At 37.3% G+C, this 25,336-nt stretch carries 21 protein-coding genes; 7 read left to right on the top strand and 14 right to left on the bottom strand.

All coding sequences use genetic code 11. The annotated features are described in order from the left end of the window. Positions 1-13: 13 nt before the first annotated feature. From pepT to IGL56_RS05720, 7 genes are all read right to left on the bottom strand, one after another. A complete protein-coding gene (pepT, locus tag IGL56_RS05750; RefSeq protein ID WP_002357731.1) occupies positions 14-1,243 on the bottom strand; it encodes a peptidase T in 1,230 nt (409 codons plus the stop codon). Positions 1,244-1,272: 29 nt separating this feature from the next. Further along, positions 1,273-2,391: a Nif3-like dinuclear metal center hexameric protein gene (locus tag IGL56_RS05745; protein WP_002357732.1), complete on the bottom strand. Its 1,119-nt coding sequence runs from the start codon at positions 2,389-2,391 to the stop codon at positions 1,273-1,275. Next, the gene (locus IGL56_RS05740; RefSeq protein WP_002357733.1) at positions 2,375-3,091 is read right to left on the bottom strand and encodes a tRNA (adenine(22)-N(1))-methyltransferase; all 717 of its coding nucleotides are present in this window, start codon (positions 3,089-3,091) and stop codon (positions 2,375-2,377) included. The genes IGL56_RS05745 and IGL56_RS05740 overlap by 17 nt, the downstream gene beginning before the upstream one ends. A 202-nt stretch (positions 3,092-3,293) precedes the next feature. Then, complete coding sequence (gene alaS, locus IGL56_RS05735; protein ID WP_002357736.1) at positions 3,294-5,936, bottom strand: alanine--tRNA ligase; 2,643 nt, start codon at positions 5,934-5,936, stop codon at positions 3,294-3,296. Positions 5,937-6,281: 345 nt separating this feature from the next. Continuing rightward, a complete protein-coding gene (locus IGL56_RS05730) occupies positions 6,282-6,965 on the bottom strand; it encodes a helix-turn-helix domain-containing protein (protein WP_002381934.1) in 684 nt (227 codons plus the stop codon). Between the two features lie 546 nt (positions 6,966-7,511). Then, positions 7,512-8,870 (bottom strand): DEAD/DEAH box helicase, encoded by a 1,359-nt coding sequence (locus IGL56_RS05725; protein ID WP_002385937.1) that lies wholly within the window; start codon positions 8,868-8,870, stop codon positions 7,512-7,514. 53 nt (positions 8,871-8,923) lie between these two features. Beyond that, positions 8,924-10,105, bottom strand: coding sequence for a VanZ family protein (locus IGL56_RS05720; RefSeq protein ID WP_002357739.1), 1,182 nt, complete (start codon positions 10,103-10,105; stop codon positions 8,924-8,926). Positions 10,106-10,160: 55 nt separating this feature from the next. Between IGL56_RS05720 and IGL56_RS05715 the strand changes: the two genes are divergently transcribed. Further along, on the top strand, positions 10,161-10,559 hold the full coding sequence (locus IGL56_RS05715) for a hypothetical protein (protein WP_002382283.1): 399 nt from the start codon (positions 10,161-10,163) through the stop codon (positions 10,557-10,559). A gap of 60 nt (positions 10,560-10,619) precedes the next feature. On the opposite strand, the gene IGL56_RS05710 is transcribed toward IGL56_RS05715, so the two are convergent. The 5 genes from IGL56_RS05710 to IGL56_RS05690 all read right to left on the bottom strand — a co-directional run bounded on the left by IGL56_RS05710 (position 10,620) and on the right by IGL56_RS05690 (position 15,680). Then, the gene (locus IGL56_RS05710; RefSeq protein WP_002357741.1) at positions 10,620-10,958 is read right to left on the bottom strand and encodes a zinc ribbon domain-containing protein YjdM; all 339 of its coding nucleotides are present in this window, start codon (positions 10,956-10,958) and stop codon (positions 10,620-10,622) included. 113 nt (positions 10,959-11,071) lie between these two features. Further along, entirely contained in the window at positions 11,072-12,025 is a 954-nt protein-coding gene (locus tag IGL56_RS05705) for a DHH family phosphoesterase (RefSeq protein ID WP_002357742.1), read from the bottom strand. Between the two features lie 13 nt (positions 12,026-12,038). Further along, the gene (locus IGL56_RS05700; RefSeq protein ID WP_002357743.1) at positions 12,039-13,358 is read right to left on the bottom strand and encodes a DRTGG domain-containing protein; all 1,320 of its coding nucleotides are present in this window, start codon (positions 13,356-13,358) and stop codon (positions 12,039-12,041) included. Positions 13,359-13,367: 9 nt separating this feature from the next. After that, the gene (locus IGL56_RS05695) at positions 13,368-14,042 is read right to left on the bottom strand and encodes a metal-dependent hydrolase (protein ID WP_002357744.1); all 675 of its coding nucleotides are present in this window, start codon (positions 14,040-14,042) and stop codon (positions 13,368-13,370) included. 204 nt (positions 14,043-14,246) lie between these two features. Then, positions 14,247-15,680 (bottom strand): MFS transporter, encoded by a 1,434-nt coding sequence (locus IGL56_RS05690; RefSeq protein WP_002357746.1) that lies wholly within the window; start codon positions 15,678-15,680, stop codon positions 14,247-14,249. Positions 15,681-15,871: 191 nt separating this feature from the next. Here IGL56_RS05690 and IGL56_RS05685 point away from each other — a divergent pair, with 191 nt between their 5' ends. The 5 genes from IGL56_RS05685 (at position 15,872) to IGL56_RS05665 (ending at position 20,608) form a co-directional block, all read left to right on the top strand. Continuing rightward, complete coding sequence (locus IGL56_RS05685) at positions 15,872-16,222, top strand: helix-turn-helix domain-containing protein (protein ID WP_002357747.1); 351 nt, start codon at positions 15,872-15,874, stop codon at positions 16,220-16,222. Positions 16,223-16,558: 336 nt separating this feature from the next. Continuing rightward, positions 16,559-17,680 (top strand): hypothetical protein, encoded by a 1,122-nt coding sequence (locus tag IGL56_RS05680; protein WP_002357749.1) that lies wholly within the window; start codon positions 16,559-16,561, stop codon positions 17,678-17,680. Positions 17,681-17,977: 297 nt separating this feature from the next. Continuing rightward, entirely contained in the window at positions 17,978-18,178 is a 201-nt protein-coding gene (locus tag IGL56_RS05675) for a cold-shock protein (RefSeq protein ID WP_002357750.1), read from the top strand. 155 nt (positions 18,179-18,333) lie between these two features. Then, positions 18,334-19,539 (top strand): YdcF family protein, encoded by a 1,206-nt coding sequence (locus IGL56_RS05670; protein WP_002382277.1) that lies wholly within the window; start codon positions 18,334-18,336, stop codon positions 19,537-19,539. Positions 19,540-19,555: 16 nt separating this feature from the next. After that, the gene (locus tag IGL56_RS05665; protein ID WP_002357754.1) at positions 19,556-20,608 is read left to right on the top strand and encodes an AI-2E family transporter; all 1,053 of its coding nucleotides are present in this window, start codon (positions 19,556-19,558) and stop codon (positions 20,606-20,608) included. A 19-nt stretch (positions 20,609-20,627) separates the two neighbouring features. Here the strand turns inward: IGL56_RS05665 and IGL56_RS05660 are convergent, their stop codons facing one another. Beyond that, positions 20,628-23,039 (bottom strand): hydroxymethylglutaryl-CoA reductase, degradative, encoded by a 2,412-nt coding sequence (locus IGL56_RS05660; protein WP_002357755.1) that lies wholly within the window; start codon positions 23,037-23,039, stop codon positions 20,628-20,630. Positions 23,040-23,224: 185 nt separating this feature from the next. On the opposite strand from IGL56_RS05660, the gene IGL56_RS05655 reads away from it, so the two are divergent. Then, entirely contained in the window at positions 23,225-24,376 is a 1,152-nt protein-coding gene (locus IGL56_RS05655; protein WP_002357756.1) for a hydroxymethylglutaryl-CoA synthase, read from the top strand. Between the two features lie 72 nt (positions 24,377-24,448). Here the strand turns inward: IGL56_RS05655 and IGL56_RS05650 are convergent, their stop codons facing one another. Next, positions 24,449-25,231 (bottom strand): hypothetical protein, encoded by a 783-nt coding sequence (locus IGL56_RS05650; RefSeq protein WP_002385941.1) that lies wholly within the window; start codon positions 25,229-25,231, stop codon positions 24,449-24,451. Positions 25,232-25,336: the final 105 nt, after the last annotated feature.

Genomic DNA, 25,336 nt, shown 5'->3' with positions numbered 1-25,336 from the left:
TTGAGTGCCTCATTTATTTTGCATTTAATTCAGCAATTTTAATAATCACATTGGTCGCTTTTTCCATGGCTTGTAATGAAACAAATTCAAAACGGCCATGCATATTTTCGCCACCAGCAAAGATATTTGGTGTTGGAATCCCTAAATAAGAAATTTTTGAGCCATCCGTTCCACCGCGAACAGGTTCAATAATTGGAAGAATTGACAATTCTTCCATTGCTTGTTTAGCAATTTCGACAATGGACATATCTTTTTCAATCACTTCTCGCATATTATAGTATTGATCAAATAAATCAACTTTGATTCGTTCTTCATCAAATGGTGCATTCAATGTTTGCTGAATTTCTTTAATTTTAGCTTTACGTGCTTCAAAAATCTCGCGATTGTGATCGCGAATAATATACGTCATTGTAGCTTCTTCTGGCGTTCCAGCAAACGCTGCTAAATGATAAAAGCCTTCTTCACCTGCTGTTTTTTCTGGAACTTCGTCAGCAGGTAAGGCATTATGGAAATCAATTCCTAATTGTAACGCATTAATCATTGTATTTTTTGCTGTTCCTGGATGAACGTTTTTCCCTTGAATTGTAATTTCTGCTTGCGCCGCATTAAACGTTTCAAATTGTAATTCACCTACTGGTCCGCCATCCATTGTATAAGCAAAATCCACGTTAAATTGAGCGACATCAAATTTGTCGGCACCTACACCAATTTCTTCGTCAGGACCGAAAGCCACACGAATGGTGCCATGTTTAATTTCTGGGTGATTAATTAAATATTCCATGGCTGTCATTATTTCCGCAATACCTGATTTATCATCAGCTCCTAATAAAGTGGTACCATCGGTTGTGATAAGTGTTTCACCACGATAATTTTTTAAGTTAGGAAAGTCTTTCGTATTTAAAGTGAATTTGCCTTCTTTATCTAAAGGAATCGTTGATTCTCCGTCATAGTTCTCAACAATTTGCGGAGAAACATTCACTGCATTAAAATCAGCGGTATCCATATGGGCAATAAAGCCGATTGAACGAACGTCTTTCTCCACGTTACTAGGTAACGTAGCAATCACAAAACCATTTGTTTCGTTATAAATAACATCGCTCATCCCTAATTCTTCTAATTCTTTTTTTAAGGTTTGTGCAAAGGCTACTTGCGTTTGTGTTGATGGTGTCGTTGTGCTTGTTGCATCTGAGCGTGTTTCTGTTTTCACATAGCGTAAAAAACGAGGTAATAGATTTTCATACATAAAAGAACACTCCTTTAATCTTCATTTTTTTATTTAAAACGAAATGGGTTGGTATTCGCTTCTGATTCAAAAATGGATACAGCCCACTCATTTTCTTGTTTCCATTGATTCATTAATTCCACAAGTTTTGGCTTACAAAGCGCTTCAATGTAATGACCAGGATCGATGACTGGTAAATCTTCAGCAATCATGTCATGTGCCGTATGATAATACACATCACCAGTAATATAGACATCGGCTTGTTTACGTAATGCATCATGATAGAACTTTTCACCACTTCCACCACAAATGGCTACCCGTTGAATCATTTTAGTATCATCTTTTGCAATGACCCGCAAGCCGTCCAATTGGAAAGCTTCCTTGACTTGCTGTACAAAATCAGAGAGTCTCACAGGCTTGTCTAATACTCCAACCCGACCTAAACCAAATTCTTTTGATTGATTTTCAATGGTATAAACATCATACGCCGGTTCTTCATAAGGATGCGCCTGTAACATAGCTGCAAGAACTTGTTCTTGCTTAGTTTCAGGGAAAATCACTTCGATTTTTGCTTCTTGGACGACACTTTCTTGACCAATTTCGCCAATCGTGGGATTTGCTCCTTGTGTTGGTGTAAAACGTCCTGTTCCAATTAAAGAGTAACTTGTTTTAGAATAATCACCTTGAGCTCCAGCGCCAGCTAGACCTAAAGCTTCTCTCATTTGCGGAGCTTCATCAATTGGCACAAAAACGGCTAATTTTTTATAAGGAACAGTATGTGTTTTAGTTAAAAAGGTGGTCTGTTTAATTCCCAATAATTCACAAAACCAATCATTTAGCCCATTGTCAATAATATCCATATTAGTATGCGCTGCGTAAACAGCAATATCGTGTTTTAATAAATCAGCGTACATTTTTTCTTGAAAATTATCTGTGGTTAATCGCTTAACTGGGCGGAAAATAGGTGGGTGTTTCGCAATAATTAAATCAACCTGCTTCTCAATTGCTTCTGCAACGACCTCAGGACGAACATCTAAGGTAACCATCACATTTTCAATTGGTTTATCTAACGTACCAATGTGCAAGCCCACAGGATCTCCCGTTTCAGCTAGCCACTCGGGACAATAGTCATTGAAACGTCGAATCAATGTCTTACCGTTCACAGCCATTGGCCAGCACCTCCTCAATTAATTGTTGGTCTTGCTGTAGTTTCGCTTGTTTTTCAATATGTTCTCCACTTGCTTTTGCTAGTTGTGCAAGAACAGTTTTGCGCTGTTTTAATTCTCGTTGCCATTTTTTAGTAAAAACCGGTCCTTGTTTTTTAATTAAAACTGGCCCAAATAGTAATTCTTGGTCCGTATAAGAAACGGATTGCTCTGTTTTTTCGGCTACGATAATTTCATACAACTTACGGTTTTCTTCCACGATTGTTTCATCAATAATACTGTAGTCGTTTGCCATTAACCAGCGGCGTAAAGTTGGTTCACCAATATTCGGTTGTAAAACAAGGCGTTCCTTCCCTGTTAAACGATTTTTTTTGCGTCCAGCTTCTAAAATATCTCGGATTAATGTGCCGCCCATTCCACAAATACTAATGACGTCTATTTGATCTTCAGGTTCAATTGCATCTAGCCCGTTCGCTAAACGTACGATAATTTTATCCGTCAAATTGGATTTACTGACTTGGGTTTTGGCAGATTGATAAGGTCCTTCTACCACTTCCCCAGCCACAGCAAAAGACAGTTTATTTTCTAACATTAAAGCAACTGGTAAATAAGCATGGTCTGAACCAATGTCTGCTAAGCGACTTCCTCTAGGGATTAAATCACCAACCGTTGCGAGACGTTTTGATAATTGATTTTCATTCATATTTTTGATTCCTCCGTTGCTTATTATACCATTGTCAATTGAAGATGAAAACTTACACATTCGTGCAATCTACTGTTTCCTCTCCTTAATCATTTATAAAAAAGAACCCCCTTCAAAATCAATTTCATAACCTTGAAGAGGGCTGTCATTATTGCTATAAAGAGCATTCTCCTTATATTAATAATAGGGAAAACATTTTTAATTAGGCATTTGCCAACCAGTTTTCAACTTCTGCTAAGGCATCCGCAATCCCTGCTGGATTTTTCCCACCAGCTTGAGCCATATCAGGACGACCACCGCCGCCACCGCCAACTTTTGGCGCAATTGCTTTGATTAAGTCACCGGCTTTTAAGCCTTTTCCGTTCATGTCTTTTGTCATAGCCGCTAACAAGCTTACTTTTTCATCTTGTGCAGTTGCTAGAACTAGTACATCAGACAATTCTTTTTGTTTCCATTGGTCAGCCAATTGGCGTAATTGATTCATGTCTTTAACATTGACTTGAGCGGCAATATAACGAACACCATTGATGTCTTTGACATCTTTAAAAATGTCACCAGCTTGTTGGTTCGCTAATTTGCCTGCCAATTGTTCGTTTTCTTTTTGTAGATCACGTAATTGTTGTTGCAATTGCTCTGTTTTCGTAACCACTTCTTTTAATTGAGGTGATTTAACTAATGTAGCAATCTCTTTCAATTGACGTTCTTCTTCTTGTAAAAGTTGATACGCTTCTTTACTCGTCACTGCTTCAATACGGCGTACTCCTGCACCAATTCCAGATTCAGAAACAATTTTGAAAATCCCGATATCTTCTGTATTAGCAACGTGTGTTCCACCACATAATTCGATAGAGTAATCCCCAATATTAACTACACGGACTTCTTTGCCATATTTTTCGCCAAATAACGCCATTGCGCCCATGTTTTTCGCTGTATCAATATCTGTTTCAATTGTGACAACAGGAATAGCTTCCCAGATTTTTTCGTTAACGATGGCTTCCATCCGCGCTAGTTCTTCTGATGTAACTTGCCCAAAATGAGTAAAGTCAAAACGTAGATGTCCTGGTGCAACTAATGAGCCTGCTTGGTTGGCATGCTCCCCTAACACATCTTTTAAAGCACGATGCAATAAATGGGTTGCCGTATGATTTTTCAAAATACGTGTCCGCATCCGTTCGTCCACTTGCAATTGATAAATTTGACCTTCTGCTAATGGCGCCAAAACTTCTACTTTGTGTAAAAATTGACCGTTTGGTGCTTTTTTCACATCCACCACGTTGGCAACGACTTCCCCTGCGGTATTTTTTACATAGCCGCGGTCAGCAATTTGTCCACCCATTTCAGCATAAAATGGTGTTTCAGCAAAAATTAATTCGGCTGTTCCTGCAGATGCTTCATTTACTAGTGCGTCACCTTGAATAATAACAAATAATTCACTATCATGTGTTAATTCTGTATAGCCAACAAATTTACTTTCTACTTTAATATCTGTTAATAAAGCAGATTGAACACCCATTGAAGTTTCTTTACTGCGGGCAGAACGAGCGCGTTCACGCTGTGCTTCCATTTCTGTTTCAAACCCAGCATGGTCGACTTTCAAGCCTTCATCTTCTGCAACTTCTTCCGTTAATTCTACGGGGAAGCCAAAAGTATCATAAAGTTTGAAGATAATTTTTCCATCTAATGTATCGCCTTTTGCATCTTTAACTTCTTTAATAACCTCATTTAACATGCTTAAACCTTCATTGATGGTTTCATGGAAACGTTCTTCCTCTGTCCGAACCACTTTTTCGATGAAGTCTTTTTGTTGTAATACTTCTGGATAGTAGCTTACCATGATTTCGCCAACAACAGGCACTAATTTGTATAAAAAGGCTTCATTAATGCCTAATTTTTTCCCGTGCATTACCGCACGACGTAATAAACGACGTAACACATAGCCACGACCTTCATTTGAAGGAAGCGCACCATCACCAATTGCAAAGGATAAGGCACGAATATGGTCAGCAATCACTTTAAAGGAAACATCCGTTTGTGGTGCATCTCCATATTTCACGTTGGTTCCTAAAGCTTCTACCGCATGAATGATTGGCATAAATAAATCAGTTTCAAAATTTGTTGGTGCATCTTGAATGATAGATACAACACGTTCCAAGCCCATGCCCGTATCAATGTTTTTATGTGGTAATGGTTCATACGTATCTTCTGGTGTATGGTTAAATTCAGAGAACACTAAGTTCCAAATTTCTAAATAGCGTTCATTTTCGCCACCAGGATAATTTTCTGGATCATCTTCTGGAATATCTAAAAATTCTTCGCCGCGATCATAAAAGATTTCCGTATCCGGACCACTTGGACCAGCACCGATATCCCAGAAGTTATCTTCTACATCAATAATATGATCTTCAGATAAACCAACTTCATCACGCCAAATGCGTTTTGCTTCTGTATCTTTCGGATAAACAGTCACATATAATTTTTCTGGGTCAAAAGCAAGCCATTCAGCACCAGTTAAAAATTCCCAGGCCCAGTGAATCGCTTCATTTTTAAAATAATCTCCAATTGAGAAGTTCCCTAACATTTCAAACATTGTATGATGACGAGCCGTTTTCCCAACATTCTCAATATCATTTGTACGAATAGATTTTTGAGCATTCGTAATTCTTGGATTTTCTGGCACAACAGAGCCATCAAAATATTTTTTCAAGGTCGCAACACCAGAGTTAATCCATAATAATGTTGGATCGTTTACTGGTACTAAAGAAGCGCTTGGTTCTACTGAATGTCCTTTAGACTTAAAGAAGTCTAAATACATTTGACGAACTTGACTACTTGTTAATTCTTTCATTGATTTTCCTACTTTCTATTAATAATTAACTATTTATATTTTGTACCCTCTTAAGTGGCAGATTGTGAACACAAAAAACACCATTGCAGTCAAGGACGATTGCTCGCGGTACCACCTTGATTGCAATGATGTTGGATCATTACCTCTTAAGCTCTATAACGCAGAGTCGCGTTGATATTTCTATCAAGTCCATCTAAAGGGAGCAAGTAAATTTATCTGATGCCCTTCTCTCAGCAATGAACGGCTTTCTGTGATCAAAATAAGATTCCTCATATCCTTTAGCTTATAGTCAAAAGTATAAGAAAGATCTGCTAAAAAGTCAATTGTTTTCGTAGGAATCTTTCCTTACTGAGCTGTTTCAAATAACGTTTGCTCTAAATAAGGCAAAATTTGTTCATTTATTTGATACCCTTTTCCCCAAGAGGTTGTAATAATCTCTTCGTTCATACCTGCATCACTAAATTTTTGTTTCACTCGTTTACATACGAAAGACAGCTGCGATTTTGTAGAAGCATCTGGTTCTTTCTGCCAAAGCAAGCGACAAATTTGATCACGATCCAACCCTTCGTGGGCATGCTGATACAAGATTTTTAAAAAGCGTTGTTCGTTTTTTGTAAAGCGAATCTTTTTTACTTGGTCATCAAGTAGCTCGGCTGTGACTTCGGCAAAACTTTGATCGACAGTGTCAATTTTTTCACGAATATCTTCCAATGAATCTTTGAGGCCTAACCACCGGATAATACCTCTTTCCTGCCAAATCTCCGCTTCACGTTTATTACACATCGATTGTGAACGTCGATAAATCGGCTTCTCTAACGATGAAAGACTTCCTAATAATCTCAAGCAATCGTTCTGAGATAGTGTTTCGCTTAATACAATTGCATCAAAATAATTAAAAAAAGTTAACTCATGTTCTATAGTTTCTTCACAGCAGTTCGTACAAAAGACTTCATAATTTAAATGTTGTAATTGCTGCTGAAATGTTTGCTCAACTAAAATGTTCTTTGTTAATACCAAAATCCTTCTCATTTCTTCTTTCCTCCTAGAACTCTTTCTGCTACCAATAACTAAACGCACCAATCAAAATACGTTACCAAATCGCGTGTTTTCTCCATCGATTGGTTAATAAACACCTTTTTATCTTCATCTCTCTTCGCTCCTTTATTCTTTATTTTGGTGGTTATTTATATTATATTAGAAAATGATTTTTTTTGTGTGTAAAATTTTTTTATCCTCCGTAAAAAAAAATGAATTTCCTTTAATATCAACTAATAAAGTTGATTTTTTAACAAAAAAAGTGCCGAAACTTCCTACTTTTTGCTAAAACACGCCAAAAATTCTGTAATTTTATTATTTTTTTCTTGAGAAAACATCAAAATGTTGATGTTTAACACTAACATTTTGATGTTTTCGACAAAAATCTTTACAATTAATCGGTAATTTTCTCTACTTTTAACGATAACTACTTTTAAAAAAGAGTTATTTTAAAAGTGACTTAAATATTTATCATATAAAAAGTAAGGGACTAAAATCTTTACGATTCTAGTCCCTTACTTTTTATAATCCACAACGTTTTTAGTTAGAAGAATTCTTTTTTGCTTTTCTAGCAGAACGATCTTTTTGACGACGTTCAATTTTACGTTTTTTCTTATTGCTGTCTTCAATTGCCCAATTAATTTTTTTCTTGTATCCTGGTTTAATTTTTTTCTTTTTCTTTTTCACTAAACCAATTAACGTTGGGTCTAATTCTTCTCGAGATTTTTCTCGTTTTGTTCGACGATTACGATCATACGTCTCTACAATCTCACCATTTTTAATTTCTTTTGGTTTGAAAGAAACACCTAACTGCTCAATCTGAGTAATCGCTTCATCATCTGCTGGTGAATATAATGTTATGGCAGTCCCATTCAATCCATTACGTCCTGTGCGGCCAACCCGATGGATAAAGAAGTCCAATTCATGTGGAACTTCTGCATTGATGACATGTGAAACCCCTTCAATATCAATCCCACGTGCGGCTAAATCAGTAGCTACCACATATTGGTAGTCAAGATTTTGAACTTGACGCATCACACGTTTTCTTTCGCGTGGTGTGATGTCTCCATGAATTTTGGCAACTTTTAGGCCCTGATCTTTTAAGTAATCGGTGATTTCATCAACTCTTTGTTTAGTATTTGCAAAAACAATCGCTAAATAAGGATGCCCGATAGTTAATAATTGATAAATTATTTGATTGCTGTTTTTTCCTTTGGTGGAAATCAACCAATTGTCAATTGTTTCTGAAATAACTGCTTTTGGTTTGATATGTTCAATCACTGGATTTTCTAAATATTTTTTTAAAAATGGTCGTAATTTTTCTGGAATGGTTGCAGAAAAAACGAGCATTTGTAATTTTTCTGGCAAACGACCAGCAATTTGATCGACTTCTGCTAAAAAGCCCATATCTAATGTCATGTCTGCTTCATCGACAACAAAGGCAAAAGCCGTATGCACTTTCAAGGCTTGTTCATTCATCATATCTAAAATCCGCCCTGGTGTACCAATCACCACATGAGGTTGCTGATGCTTTAATTTATTTAATTGACGTTGTTTATCTGTTCCGCCAACAAAATTTGACACTCGAATTTCTGGTTGACTGAAACGAGCCAGTTGCTGCGCTTCTTGATAAATTTGATTGGCTAATTCACGACTAGGCGCAGTAATCACAATTTGTACTTCGTCGATAGTTGGCTTAACTTTATCCATTAATGGAAGTAAAAAAGTATGCGTCTTTCCACTTCCTGTTTGCGATTGTCCAATGACACTTTTCCCTTTCTTAATGATTGGGATTAATTTTTCTTGGACTTCTGTTGGTTCTTCAAACCCTTTTTCTGCGAGTGCTTCGTTGATAAAAGGTTGAAATTGAAATTGTTTAAATGAAGGCACTTGCCTCACCTCTTCTCGTTAAATTCTTTATGCACTTTGGCATTATAACACAAAAACAACTTTTACTCACCTGCTGATTCCTTTGTTTTCGCAACTTCTAATGTACTGACTGTATAAGTGTGGCTGGCTTTTTCATAAAACAAACGCCGTTTTTTACGAATCAAGGTTAACAAAACGTTGATCAAAAATAGTAAATATAAAATTAAACAGAACAAATACAGAAGCAACGACACCATTTGCAACATCCGATTAGAAGAATTCAATAAATCAGTGGCATTAGCTAGATAAATACTAATTAAACCATACACAAAATACAAATAACCGTAGCGAACAAACAAAGCTTTTAAACGAATTTTTTCATGTCCTGTTTCAACCACCCGAATGCGAACAACTTTTTTCCCTAACGTTTGACCATTTGTCAGTTTCATCATGACGATAAAGACCGCAAACACCATGATAAAGAACCACATCCGATCTGAAAAAATCGGATAATTGGTTGCCCAATTTTTATAAGCTGGAATGAAATTTAGTCCAAAAACGAGCAGGCCTTGCACAAAGCCAATCACCAACCAATCAATTCCCCATGCAAAGAAACGTCTTAACAGGCTAACTGTCTGCCCTTTTTCATAAGAGGTGGCATCAATTTCTTCTCTTGTTGGCAATAAAAAGGTAAAGAGCGGCGTCAACCAATAACCAACTATGCCTCCGACGGTATTATTAATTAAATCATTGACATCCGCCAAGCGATACGAACGTGGATAAATAAAATAAAGGCCAGATAACTGTGTTAATTCAAAAAATAATGACAATAAAAAACTCGCAAGAACTGTTTTTAAAAATGAACATTTGAAATAATACCGTAAATACACACCAAAAGGTAAAACTAATAAAACATTAAACAGTGGTTCTAAAACGGCATGCTGTTTTAATGCTGGCAAATACGTACTAGGATCTTTGAGCGAAAAAACAGTTTCGTTTAAAATCCCTGAAATAAAATGAAAAGGCCGCAGTTCCATTGTCGGTCCTGTGTATTGAGCCACTTCTGCCCGAGATGGCAACGGTAAAATTACCAAGAAATAGGCACATAATAAATAAAAAACAAATGAATACAAAATCATTGCTCGTGTCCAAACAAATGAACCATATTTGCGGTATTCATAGATTAATAATGCCCCAGAAATAAAAAATGCTAGAAACGGGAAAATAATGATTGCCCATTTAATTGGTTCGCTATATACTGCCATAAAAATTCCTCCAAGATAAACAATTTCAAGTATGAATGCCTCAATAACACTATACTTGTTTCTAAAAAAATGTACCAACAATAAATTTTATTTTGCAAATCCTCTCCTTTGCAGTATCATTAAGAAAAAGGAGGACGTTCTCATGTTACAGCCATATTTTGCGTTTGGAGTGCCGCTATTTTTACTTGTGCTCTACTTACTCTTTGCACTGATTCACCGTCAAACAACGATTCATTATTTACGGTTTATTTTGTTACTTATTTCAACATTTCTCATGGTTTTTAGTTTCCAAGTATTGCAAGAATCATGGACCATCAACCCTGAAACGTTAAAAGATGCCGCTTATTCTCCGCAATGGTTATGGATTCCTTTAGGTATCGGGTTAATCCTCACACTTTACAACGCTTGGCACGGCCTTCGTACAATGATAAAATACAAGACCGATAAACATTAGTAAGAGTCTAGGACGATGGTTGTGTCCTAGACTCTTACTGTCTCATCATTCAAATGAAATTTAATTTTTCTTAACAAACTCTGATTTTAACTTCATTGGACCAAAGCCATCTACCTTACAATCGATGTTATGATCACCTTCCACTAAACGAATGTTTTTCACTTTTGTGCCTTGTTTAATTGCGCCACTGGCACCTTTAACTTTCAAATCTTTGATTACAGTAACACTGTCACCATCCGCTAAAAGATTGCCATTTGAGTCCTTGACTACTAAGCCTTCTTCTGCAACTTCTTCTGTTGGTGACCATTCATGACCGCATTCTGGACAAATAAATAATCCGCGATCTTCATAGGCATATGCCGACCCACATTCAGGGCAGTTTGGTAATTGCTCTGTCATTAACGTTCTCCTTTGTAAAAAATAATTCTTTTTCATTTTACCTTATTTTCTAGTGAATGAAAAGTAGTCCTAATGATTTATCAACGTCCGATAACTACTTTCTAATTACTTATTTATTTTTGAGCCCACTCTTGGCAAGCTGCTTGGATTTCTTGGTAAATCACTTCAATTTCAGCTGCATCACGGGCATTAGCGCCACTTGCCAAAGGATGGCCACCGCCATGATGTTTTTTAGCAATTGTATTAATGATTGGCCCTTTGGAACGTAACCGAACGCGATAATAACCTTCCGGCTGTTCAACAAAGATTGCCCATGAGAGAACATCTTCAATTTTTCCTGGCATTGAAACAATGGCTGCCGTTTCAGAATCGACAATATCATAACTGTTTAAAATACTTTGTGGTAAAACGACACGAGCAGCGCCATTTGCGTCGATTTCTAAATTTTGATAAATATAACCCGCTAATTTAGCAACCTTTAAAGGCATTTGGTCTAACTCACGATTTAAGTCTGCGGCATTAAAGTTAAACGTACGCAATTGTGCAGCGACAGCGAGTGTATGCGCCGAAGTGGAAGGATAAAGAAAACGTCCTGTATCCCCCACAATCCCAGCATACAATAAACGAGCTGCATTATCTGTCATCGTTAATTCTGCTAAATGCTGTTGCCAAAAATCAACAATAATTTCACTACAACTACTTGCATTTGTATTCACCCAAACTAAATCTCCATAAGGTTCATCATTCGGATGATGATCGATTTTAATTAATTGATCGCCTAAAGAAAAACGCGCATCACTAATTCGTGGAGCATTTGCAGTATCTGTTACAATGACTAATGCACCTCGATAGACATCGTCAGTAATAACGTCCATTTCAGCTAAAAACTCTAAGCCTTCCACTGGTCCGCCTACTTGATAAATATTTTTTTCAGGAAAGCTCGCTCTTAAGAGTTCTGCTAACCCAACCTGTGAGCCAATTGCATCTGGATCGGGCCTTTGATGTCTATGAATAATAATTGTTTCATATTGTTTAATTGCTGCCATAATTTCTTTTACTACGTCCATTCTTTGTAGCCTCCTACGTTCTCTCCATCACTTGGCAAACAACAATTGCTTTTGCCACAATGACATTTTCTAAATAAACTTCAATATCTAATTTTGCAGAGCGACGGCCAATTTCTAAAATCCGTGGACGAATGTCCAATTCACTTTCCAACTGGATTAGCCGCAAATAATGTAGATTCACTTGTTCAATTAATACATTTCTTTTTTGATTCATCAACATTGTTCGTTGTGTCACGTTAGAAATAATTTCACTTAGGACACCAAACGAGATGGTACCAACACTGTTAACCATTTGGGGCGCAACCGAAAAACGAAAACGGGTTGTTTCTTTGCCATTTTCTTCAACAGGCATCACTTCCCCGGAAATTTGATCTGAAATTGTATCTGCAATTTGTGGTTGTCGTTGCACCAATTGCATAGCTTTCATCACATCTTGGCGAGAAACAATCCCAACAAGCGCTAAATCATCTTCCACCACCGGCATGACTTCTAGACCATCCCAAATCATTTGATGACTGACACTCGCTACACTCATCATCTTTTTCACAACATTGGGATCCTTTGTCATGACTTTATCCACGGTTAAATGTTCACTTTTACCAATGACATCTTTGGCTGTGACAATCCCCACTAAACGTAATTTCTTATTTACTACTGGGAAACGAGAATGATGGGTACTTTCAGATAATGCCTGATAATCTGCAATCGTCTGAGTTGTCAATAAATAATTGGTTTTTTCAAGCGCTGTATAAATATCACTGACGAGTAAAATGTCTTTTTTAATCAGCTGATCACTTAAAGCACGGTTAATCATAGTAGCCACAGTAAATGTATCATATGTGGTTCTCAAGACAGGCATACCCAGACGATCTGCTAACTGCGCAATCTCTTCAGATGTTTCAAATCCACCTGTAATTAAAACGGCTGCCCCATTTTCTAAAGCAAGCTTTTGCACGCCTTGGCGGTTACCAACAATCATTAAGGATCCGGGAGTAATATATCGCGTCATCGCGGTTTCTGTCATCGCACCAATTACAAATTTATTAAGGACTTTGTCTAGACCAGAGCTACCGCCTAACACATCCCCTTCAATAATCCGGACCACTTCACCAAATGTTAATTTTTCAATATGTTTTTTTAACTTCCGCTCAATTCGTATCGTACCAACACGTTGAATGGTGGAAACAAGCCCAATATTTTCTGCATCTTTGATGGCCCGATACGCTGTTCCTTCACTAACACTTAAACTTTTGGCAATGCTTCGAACAGAGATTCGATCGCCAATTGGTAATTCTTCAATATGTTTTAAAATTTGATCATGTTTCGTCGCCATAATTTCCTCCTAAACTAGGATCGTCTCTCCTGGGTTTAATACTTTCCCGCCAACTACTTGCTCTACGAATATTGCTGGATTTTGTTGGATAACAGGAAAGGTATTGTAATGAATTGGAATGGTTATTTTGGGATTTAAGTAAGAGACTGCTTGTAGCGCATCCTCTGGTCCCATCGTGTAATTATCGCCAATTGGTAAGAACGCTACATCAATGGATTTGTCTTTTGCAAAAAGGCGCATATCTGAAAACAACGCCGTATCACCAGCGTGATAAATTTTTTTATCTTCTGCTTCTAAAATAATCCCACTTGCTTCGCCCATGTAGGTCATTACGCCGTCTATTTCATAACCGGAACTATGCAAAGCTGGCACAAATTTAACCGAACCAAAAGGAAAGACATAACGCCCACCTAGATTCATTCCATGCGCTTTTACCCCTTGCGACTGTGCATACGTAGCCACTTCAGCTATCGCAATAATCGTTGCCTTGTTGGCTTGAGCAATTGCTAGCATATCGCCAATATGATCGCTGTGTCCGTGGGTGATTAAGATGTAATCAGGGTGTAAATCTTCAAGTGAAACGTCCGCTAAAGGGTTGCCATTAATAAAAGGATCAAATAAAAGGTTCGTGCCGTCGTTTAGACGAATTTCAATACATGAATGTCCATGTCCTATCAGTTCCATTTGTATTCCTCCTACGGTATTTTCTACACACTCTTATGATAATTAATCGTCAAATTCATTCTTAAAAGTAGTACAGTTTAGTACAGTTTACTTTCTTTATTGTAACAGAGAATTAGAAATATACAATCGCATTTGCTTATTTTCTTAGCTAGTAAAGAAACAGACGAGAAAAATCATGAATCTTTCTCGTCTGCTTCTTTTTACTTATTTGGTTGTTTTCCGAAAACGTAAAATCGTTAATATAAAGGCCGCCACACATAATAGAAAGGCGACAAAAAAGGTTTCACGCATTCCCACAATAAATATATCTGGGCGATTAGCCAGATACGTGGTTACTCGTTCACCATAGGCTTCGCTCATACCACGATATAAAATGGTCGTTGACAACGCAATCCCAATGACCATTCCTAAGTTTCTAGCAAAAGAATTCATACTTCCTGCTACACCTAAATCTTGCTTTTCAACACTGCTCATAACCATTGTATTGTTTGGAGACTGGAAAAGTGCATTTCCCAAGCCCATAATGGCTGTTGCAATCACATAATACCAGATAGGCGAATTCATATCTAAAAACATATACATTAACGACGTACAGCACAAAAGCAACAATCCGCCAAATGTTAAAATACCTGGGCCAATTTTATCCGTCAAATAGCCACTCAGAGGAGCCCCAACCACCATTAATAACGGAAATACCATCATTAATAGACCAGCATAACTAGCACTTAGTTTGCGTGCATCCTGCAAATAAAATGGAATGACAACATTTACAAAAAAGTTTGAGGCAAAAATTAAAACGGCGGACAATAAACTTAAAGTAAAAATTTTGTTTTTAAAAATTGCGAACTTAATAAGTGGGCTTTTTCTTTTTCGTTCAACCATTATAAATAATCCTAATGCGATTACTGCAATAATGAACAATAAATAGGATTGTAACGAGCCAAACCCGCTCTCTTGTCCGAGGAAAATCCCGCCGAAGAACGTCATAATCGCAATGGCAATACAAGCAAATCCTGAAAAATCGATTTTTTCTTTTGTTTTTGTAATATCTTTTGGTAGAAACTTTTCACCAATTAAAATTGTAACTAGCCCCACAGGAACATTAATCCAAAAAATATACGACCAAGAAAAGTTTGATAAGATCAATCCACCAATCCCAGGACCAGCAATCGCGCCTAAAGAGACAAAGGCTCCTACTGCACCAAGCGCCCGCCCTCTTTCATTTAAAGGGAATACTTCCGTAATAATTCCTGAATTGGTCGCCATGGTCATGCTAGCACCAATACTTTGAACGACTCGCGCAAATAATAGAAAGCTCAGCGATTGATTAAAGCCACAAAGTAACGAACCAATCGTAAAAATAACCGTGCCAATTCGATAAACTTTTATTTTTCCAAAACTGTCGCCAATTTTTCCAAATAATAATAAACAAGCACAGACAACCATTAAATAAATAGATACGACCCATTCCGCTTGATTCATGGGTACGGACATTTCTTTTGAAATAGTCGGTAAAGCAATATTTACAATGCTGGAATCTAATGTAGACATGAAGGTAAACATAGCCACAGAAACTAAGATCCACCAACGATTTTTCTGCACTTCAGAATCCTCTTGGTAACTTTTAATTTTCTCCATTGATTCATCCCCTCTCGCTCCAAAACAGTTTACTTACTAATAATAACTCTATTTCTTCTTTTTTTCATCGGAAATTTTCTAAAAAATCACTCATGAGATGTTCACCTTCTTATTACACGCTCGCAATTGACAACCATTCGCTTTTACGCTAATTTAAAATTAGCAAACGGAAAACGCAAGGAGGACTTGAAATGACCTTAATTTCTCGCATTAAACAACTAGCTCAGTCAAAGCAATTAACCCTCGCCCAATTAGAAAGAAACGTCGGCATTTCCAATGGACAAATTCGTCGTTGGGATACCTCTTCGCCTAAAGTAGAGAATCTTTTAAAAATAGCAGACTATTTTTCTGTTTCCTTGGACTATTTAATGGGCCGCACCCAACAAACAGAGATCAATCATCAGGCACCTATGACAAGCACACAAAAAGAGTTACATATTCACATTACTACGGAAGAGTTAACAGAAGAAGAAATTACTCAGTTAGAGGAAGAAGCAAATCGTTTCTTGCGGTTCCGTAAATTTGAAATGACAAATTCTTAAAGAACGTTCACTTCTCCTAGTCAATTGATAGCAAAAACTAGAACCTAAACAAAAAAAACCACCACGACCGTCGTCTGTGGTGGAAATGAAGGTTGTTATTTACTCTTGGTAGGAGTAAGTATGAAAAAACCAATTCGGGATAATTGGCATAACGTAAGTATAGTGGTTTGTGCCTTTTTTATCATGAGTTTCAGCTATATTTTTTATAAAACTTTTATTAGAACACCATTAACAGTCCTTTATTTAGATTATTTAAAGCGTTTTCTTTTATTGAACATATTGTTTTAAACATTCGATTTCCTGTGCTACACTTACTTTTAGAAGGGGGATTTTATTATGGCAAATCAAAAAAAAGATAGCTTATCAACATTATTTTCTGAAGAAGTTCATGGACCGTTTGTTACTTTCTTGTTTAACACCCATGTCGCTCATCAAAACGTAGAAAAAGATTCGCTTGTTTTGAAAAATTTTGCAAAAGCGGCAAAAACACGCTTTGAAAAAAAATTTCCTGAGGAAAAATGGGCTGTTTTCCAAGAAAAAATTGACGCACTTCTAGCTGATGCTTCCTTCTGGCGCAACGGCACAGCAAGTGTTTCAATCATCTTATCTCCAGAAAACACCTTTGTTCAACGATTAGATGTGCCCGTTGACGATCAATATTACGTGGACACGATTCCTTATTTACTTGGACTAGTCAAAGACAAACAATTTAACTACCATTATTACCTACTTGCTCTAAATCGCGATTCAATGAAACTTTACAAGGTTGATCATACGACTGTGACTCCTGTTGAATTGCCTAAAGACGCGCCAACAGACGTGGTCACAGCTTTAGGTGATGAATTAACGGGTGGTAATTTAAACTTTTCAACTCAAGGTAGTTCTAACGGTTCTAAAGAAGGTGTCGCTTATCATAGCATCAATACTAAAGATAAAGAAGTTGAAATTGATTGGGTGAACTACTATCAAGCAGTCGATACTTTCTTAAAAGATCAACTGGATAATCCTGAAAAATTACCGCTTTATCTTTATGCTTTACCAGAAAACCAAACACTCTTTAAAAAGATTGCTAAAAATCCTTATTATGATTGCTCAATTTCAGTTGCTGCTTCACCTGCACAAGCAACCATTCAAGATATCCGCAGCGCTAGTGAAAAAATAGCAGCAGAGTTAACAGAAAAAGAAACAGCTTCTTATAACAAATTACTAGATCGTAAATTCTTAGATCAATTTACAGATATTTCGCCAGCGGCAGCTGACGGCAAAATTTCCCATCTTTTTATTGCAACGTCACTCTTTGTTACTGAAAACAATGAAATGTCATCTGAAGAGTATGATCGTCGCAAACTTTTAAACACCATTGCTTACCAAGTCATTCAAAACGGCGGTCAAGTTTTTGTTTTAGACCAAAAAGCTGCACCAGATGAAAAATCTTTAGCGGCTATCCTCCGTTATTAAAAACAGGCAAAAAGCCCATTGTAAGAAAGCGCCTTACAATGGGCTTTTTTTCTGAGACTTATTGAAACAGCACTATAACAGCCTTATCTTCACTTTCTAGTTTTAAAAAAACATCCGATAAAAAAGAAAATAAGGTTATCGCTATACAAAAACCAGTTAGTATGCTATAGTAATAGATGTAGTTTTTGTTCGGTAATATGGGTAGCTGTTTCAAATAAACATCTTCCACATTTTTCACCTTTCAAGTAATTGCAAAATATGAATGTGTTATAACACACATCTAGGAGGATATTTATTATGGAAACAGGTACAGTAAAATGGTTTAACTCAGACAAAGGCTTTGGCTTCATCACTGCAGAAAACGGAAACGATGTATTCGTACATTTCTCAGCTATCCAAGGTGACGGCTTCAAAACTTTAGAAGAAGGTCAAGCAGTAACTTTCGAAATCGAAGAAGGTCAACGTGGCCCTCAAGCAACTAACGTTACTAAAGCTTAATTAAACAATACTGACTCAAAAACCTGACGTTAATCGTCAGGTTTTTTTTATAAAAAAAAGAACAAGAAAACTTTCTGAAACTAAGTGCTTCCTCTATTTTTTTTGAAGAGTTTTCGTTATACTGAAGAGGAAAAATGTTTTAAAGGAGTTTATTTATGCAATTTTATGGTGATTTAACCTTTTTAGGTGTTTATTTATTGGGTCTCTTTTTCATTCCCTCGTGGCGGAAAAAGAAAAAAGAACACGATTGGTTGCCGTGGATGTTTGGCTGGACTGTCTTTATGTTCTTCTCATATGTTTTATATTTAGAAATCATTCGTGGCACAGCCTTCTTTTTAATTCCCATTGCTTTTTTTGGCTTGTTTGCGCTCTTCTACTTCAAAGAAAAAAGGCGTTTACTGAATGGAACATTATTTAATATTTTTCTTGTGGTTCTAGCGACTTATTTAGGGATTACTGCGATTCGTACAAACAACTACTTTCTAATCACCTTAGCAATTATTGCCCTGCTGGCAATTTTTATCGCTTTGGCTTTAGGACTCTATGCCTTAATTATTTTCCTCTATTGGAATGCGGTCGTTGTTATGAGAAAAGAAGGTCGGTCTCTAGGGAACTTGTTGACGTTGTTGCTGGCAATTGGCTTAACATTACTATTAATTTATAATTTCTTTTTTCAATCGTTGTTACCAACGTGGCTCTCCTTACCATTAACTATTGCGCCATTTATTTTGACTTATTTCGCGTTTGTTTTTTATAATTTTTTAACTGTTTCTACATTGTATCAATTTAATCAGCCAAAATATACACAGGATTATATTGTTGTGTTAGGTTCGGGGTTAATCAATGGTGAGATTGTGCCGCCGTTATTGCAAGCCCGCATCAACAAAGCCATTCAATTTTACAAGGCTCAAAATCGCGCAACGTTAAATCCACCAAAAATCGTCATGTCTGGTGGCCAAGGCCCTGATGAATTACTTCCTGAAAGTGTCGCGATGAAAATGTATGCTTTGACACAAGGTATTCCTGATGATGATATTTTAGTAGAAGCTCATTCAAAAAACACACTAGAAAATATGCGTTTTTCCAAAGAAACAATGATTGAGGATTTTGGAAATGCTAATTTCCAAGCCATTTTTACTACAAACAATTATCACCTTTTCCGAGCGGGTCTTTTCGCTCGAATGGCTGGCTTAAAAGCTGATGGCATTGGTGCAAAAACCGCTTTTTATTTTTTACCTAACGCGTTTATTCGAGAGTTCATCGCCATTGTAGTGATGTACAAACGCCGCCATATTATTGTTTGCGGCCTAGCTGCCATCGGTATGGTTATGTTATTCTTAACAGGATTGATTATTCAGTAAAGAAGGAGTTTCCCCTATGAGTTTGTATCAAAAATTTATTCAAAATGAACGTTTGCGACGTTTTTGCGTCCTTGCTTTGATTATTTTTGTGCTTTATTTATCCAGAAGTATGATTACAACAATTCTTTTAACATTTATCTTTACCTATTTAGCTGTTCGTTTGGTCCATTTTGTTCAACGCTATATGAAAATCCCGACGATTGTCATCGTTCTCTTAACCTATGCATTGGTTGTTTTTCTCATCTATTTAGCGATTACTAAATATGTTCCCGTTCTAGTTAACCAAACGACTCAAATGATTAATTCTGTAGTTGATTTTTATCAAAGTCCACATACAGATACAAATCAAGTATTGCAATTTATTGATCAATACTTGGAAAAATCTAACTTACTCTCTCAACTCCAGAATGGCGCTTCAATGATTTTACGCTACATTCAAGATATTGGCGCTGTCGGCTTATCATTTGTCATGTCCTTTATTTTAAGTTTCTTCTTTATGATTGAGAAGAAGCAAATGGCTGATTTTTCTAAGTTATTTTTAAAAAGTGATTTTGATTGGTTTTTTCAGGATATCTATTATTTTGCCAACAAGTTCGTCAACACATTTGGTGTCGTAATGGAAGCTCAGTTTTTCATTGCTGTGGTGAATACAGTCATTACTACCTTGGCCTTGGCGATAATCGGCTTTACTCAGTTACCTAGTTTAGCCATTATGATCTTCATTTTGAGCTTAGTCCCAGTTGCTGGTGTGATTATTTCCTGCATTCCGCTAAGTTTCATCGCTTATTCCCAAGGTGGCTTGAACGATGTGATTTATATCTTAGCTTTAATTACAATCGTCCATTTATTTGAATCTTACGTGCTAAATCCTAAATTCATGTCTAGTAAAACAGAGTTACCAATCTTTTATACGTTTGTCATCTTATTAGTTAGTGAGCGTCTCTTTGGTGTATGGGGACTTATTGTAGGAATCCCTGTGTTCACTTTCTTCTTAGATGTCTTAAAAGTAAAACCAATTCGTGGCCTGAAACGGCTACCTAATGTGAAAAAAAACAGTTCAGCAGAATAATTTCTGCTGAACTGTTTTTTTATTGTTTTCTTAAATCATTTAAAATAGCCAAGGCTCGGTCTTGGTTCATCGTTTTTTGACGTTTTAATTGTTGAGCGACTGCCTCAACTTCTTTACCAGTAGCTCCGACCGTCATCGCTAAAGAACGTGCTTGTAGAGCCATGTGTCCTTTTTGAATTCCTTCAGAGACTAAGGCCCGTAACGCCGCTAAATTTTGTGCCAAACCAACAGCCGCTACTACTCGACTTAGTTCTTTTGCATCCGTCACTGCTAACAAATCAGCAGCTGCTTGAGATTTAGGTAAGACTTTTGTGGCACCGCCAACCGTGGCTAACGCAAGCGGAACTGAAATTTCACCAATTAGTTGTTCGCCATCCAGCGTCCAACTAGTCAAACCTTGGTAGCGACCTTCCTTCACCGCAAAAGCATGACAAGAAGCGCTAACAGCGCGTGTATCATTTCCTGTAGCTAAAACGACAGCTTCAATGCCATTCATGATCCCTTTGTTATGCGTGACTGCCCGATAAGGATCTAATGAAGCATAGCGTGAAGCTAAAACAATTTTTTCAGCAATTTCCCGGCCATTGCTCCCCTTACTTAAACGTGAAACTGGAATAGCCGTTTTCATCGTAACAACCGACTCCGTGGCATAATTACTTAAAATACTGAATAAAATCTTTTGCTCCGCAAACCATTCACGGAACAACTCGGCCACACCTTCCAACATAGCGTTAACGATATTTGCCCCCATTGCATCCTTAACATCTACTAAAAAGTCGACAGATACAAATGATTCATCAAAAGCACGATATTGCAAATCTCTTAAGCCGCCGCCGCGTTTAACGATAGATGGATAACTTAACTCTGCTTGTTGAAAAATTTCCGTTTCTCTTACTTGTAGTTCATCAATCAATGACTCGGCGTCTGCAACATCGTAAAAAACGATTTGTCCACGCATTAAACGTTGTTGATTCACTGTTTTAAATCCTTGTGCTATTTTTGCACCATTACTCAAAGCCGCAATCACTGAGGGCTCTTCTGTCGCCATTGGTACCAAATAATCAGTTTCGTCCACTGTTAAATGTAAGCCAACGCCCATCGGCACTTCTGTTTCACTGATTTGATTTTCAATCATATGATTGGCAATCTGCGAAGATAAAGCCGTATTTTCAAATTCTTTTTTTGTATCAGCAGAAATCTGGCCTTCATTAAGAAGAGAAGCCAGGCGTTCCTCAGGACTCATTTGATAAAATCGGCTGTTTTTTTTTTGCTGAGGTCTCTCTAGTAGCATAGCGAGTCCTAAGCCACCGCCGATACATAAAGAAGCCACTCCATATTTCTTTTCTTTTTGATTTAATTGATAACTTAAACTCGTTAATAAACGAGCACCTGTGGCACCAATCGCATGACCTAATGAAATACCGCCACCATAAATGTTGACCTTTTCCTCTGGTAAAGCCAGTTCTCTTTGGACCACGATTGAAGTTGCTGCAAATGCTTCGTTGATTTCATACAGATCAATTTCTTCCGTAGTAAGTTGATTGCGCGCTAACAGTTTTTGAATGGCTTTAATCGGCGAAATTCCCATATAGGCTGGATCAATACCGACTTCCACACTGTCTCGAATAATAGCTAAATAAGGAAGACCGTGTGCTTCGGCATATTCTTGTGAAGCAATAATCAAAGCAGAAGCCCCATCATTAATGGTTGATGCATTCCCTGCTGTTACAGTACCGTCTTCTTTAAAAACTGTTTTAAGCGTTCCTAGCTTCTCAACGCTCGAATTAGGGCGAATCCCTTCATCTTTCTCCACAAGCGTTCCTGATACTTCTAATGGGGCTATTTCGTCAGCGAATATCCCTTCTGCTTGTGCTTGAGCTGCTTTTAATTGTGAATGTACAGAAAATTGATCTTGCTCTTCTCTAGTTACATGATACTTTTCGGCCACATTTTCAGCAGTTAAGCCCATTGCTTGACCACTAAAGGCATCCGTTAACCCATCGTACATCATACTAGAAAAAGGCGCATCATAGCTTTCTGTTTCGTAATTAAATCGTTGTAATTTAGGTGCTTGGGACATATTCTCAATCCCGCCAGCAATTAAAACTTCCGCTTCTCCTAATTGAATCAATTGTTTCGCCAAAATAACGGCCTTCATTCCTGATCCGCAGACCTCATTAACTGTCATTGCGGGAATTTCATGAGATAAACCGCTGTTTATTGCTATTTGTCGTGCGGGATTTTGGCCATTTCCAGCTTGTAAAACATTTCCAAAGATTACTTGATCAATTTCTTCAGAAATAGTGGAATGTCTTTTTAAAAGTTGTGTTGTAACATGTGTTCCTAAGTCTACGGCACTTACTTGACTTAAGCTGCCTTTATATTTTCCAATTGGTGTTCGTAATGCATCAATAATAACTACTGTTTTCAACTAAATGCACCTCCATCTTGAAATATATCATAAAATCCCAGAATCACAAGTGCCAATTACTGAATGTTAACAGACTTATAAGATATTTTTTAATAATCTATGAAGTTAATACAAAAATTCCCCATTTTGGTTCATTTCGTGCTATTTTATATAATGAATCTATTTATCGTAAAGGAGTTAAAGAAATGACAATTGGGATTGATAAAATTAGTTTTTTTGTGCCCCCTTATTATATTGATATGACGGCACTGGCTGAAGCCAGAAATGTAGACCCTGGAAAATTTCATATTGGTATTGGGCAAGACCAAATGGCGGTGAACCCAATCAGCCAAGATATTGTGACATTTGCAGCCAATGCCGCAGAAGCGATCTTGACCAAAGAAGATAAAGAGGCCATTGATATGGTGATTGTCGGGACTGAGTCCAGTATCGATGAGTCAAAAGCGGCCGCAGTTGTCTTACATCGTTTAATGGGGATTCAACCTTTCGCTCGCTCTTTCGAAATCAAGGAAGCTTGTTACGGAGCAACAGCAGGCTTACAGTTAGCTAAGAATCACGTAGCCTTACATCCAGATAAAAAAGTCTTGGTTGTAGCAGCAGATATTGCAAAATATGGATTAAATTCTGGCGGTGAGCCTACACAAGGAGCTGGGGCGGTTGCAATGTTAGTTGCTAGTGAACCGCGCATCTTGGCTTTAAAAGAGGATAATGTGATGCTGACGCAAGATATCTATGACTTTTGGCGTCCAACAGGCCATCCGTATCCTATGGTCGATGGTCCTTTGTCAAACGAAACCTACATCCAATCTTTTGCCCAAGTCTGGGATGAACATAAAAAAAGAACCGGTCTTGATTTTGCAGATTATGATGCTTTAGCGTTCCATATTCCTTACACAAAAATGGGCAAAAAAGCCTTATTAGCAAAAATCTCCGACCAAACTGAAGCAGAACAGGAACGAATTTTAGCCCGTTATGAAGAAAGCATCATCTATAGTCGTCGCGTAGGAAACTTGTATACGGGTTCACTTTATCTGGGACTCATTTCCCTTTTAGAAAATGCAACGACTTTAACCGCAGGCAATCAAATTGGGTTATTCAGTTATGGTTCTGGTGCTGTCGCTGAATTTTTCACTGGTGAATTAGTAGCTGGTTATCAAAATCATTTACAAAAAGAAACTCATTTAGCACTGCTAGATAATCGGACAGAACTTTCTATCGCTGAATATGAAGCCATGTTTGCAGAAACTTTAGACACAGATATTGATCAAACGTTAGAAGATGAATTAAAATATAGTATTTCTGCTATTAATAATACCGTTCGTTCTTATCGAAACTAAGTATTTAAATCCCCCGATTCAATCAACAAAAGAGCTAGACATTCAAGTTTTTGCTTGAATGTCTAGCTCTTTTTATGAAAGCCAAACTTCTTTGACCCCGTCTGTCACGGCGATACCATCTGTCAAAGCTAAACGTTGTGAATAAGAAACGTAGCCATAATAAACATCAACACCGCCGCCATTGTTCCAAGTAACAGTGATTTTAACATTTGGAGTAATCGATTTTGTAGCTGGTTGGGTCGTCGGGCGATAACTAGTCGTATCATAACTTAAAATAGTGCCCGAAGCTCCACTTATTTCGGCTTTTCCTGTGTAAATTTCGCCATTCGTATTCGTCTGCGTGACCGCTCCATTCGCTTCAATGATTAAACCCGCTTGCTTTTGATCTCCTCGTGGATAATAAAAAAGATACGTGGTTGCCCATTTAGCAAACTCATCTGGAATCGGTTTAAGTGATTCTGTTTGTGCCGGACTCGACTTCGTTTGCTTTTCAACCGCGACTTCTTCTTGTCTTTTTAAGCCTTCATTATTTTGATTATTTAGTTTCTCAACCGTTTCTTTAACGATCGAATAGTGTGGTTTCCCTAAATCGCTAACAGGGATCGTAGCTAATTTTTCTTCTGATTCTTTATATTGCCCCTCTGCCGTTAACTTTTTAGCTTCTGTAATAATGGCATCATACTTGGTTTGGTCTACAGAAGAGGATGTGCTTTGTCCCGTAGCTTCGACTTGTTTTGTGACACTGGTTTTTTCCGTGGTCACGTCTGACGAATTTCCACAAGCACTTACAAACATTGAGCTAACGATTAATAAACATCCCACAATCACATGCTTTTTCATCTTTAAATCCCCCATTGGTCTATCTTTGTTATTTTTTGTTACTTAAATTATCCCATAGATGAACAAAAGAAACCATTATTTATAAAAAAGTTTAGCAAGCGCTTCAAGAGAGGCACTTGC

Source organism: Enterococcus sp. DIV1316a (assembly GCF_050536915.1).
Classification (GTDB): Bacteria; Bacillota; Bacilli; order Lactobacillales; family Enterococcaceae; genus Enterococcus; species Enterococcus faecalis.
Note: the sequence above shows the minus strand (reverse complement) of the source record. Positions and strands in the feature narration are given on the sequence as shown.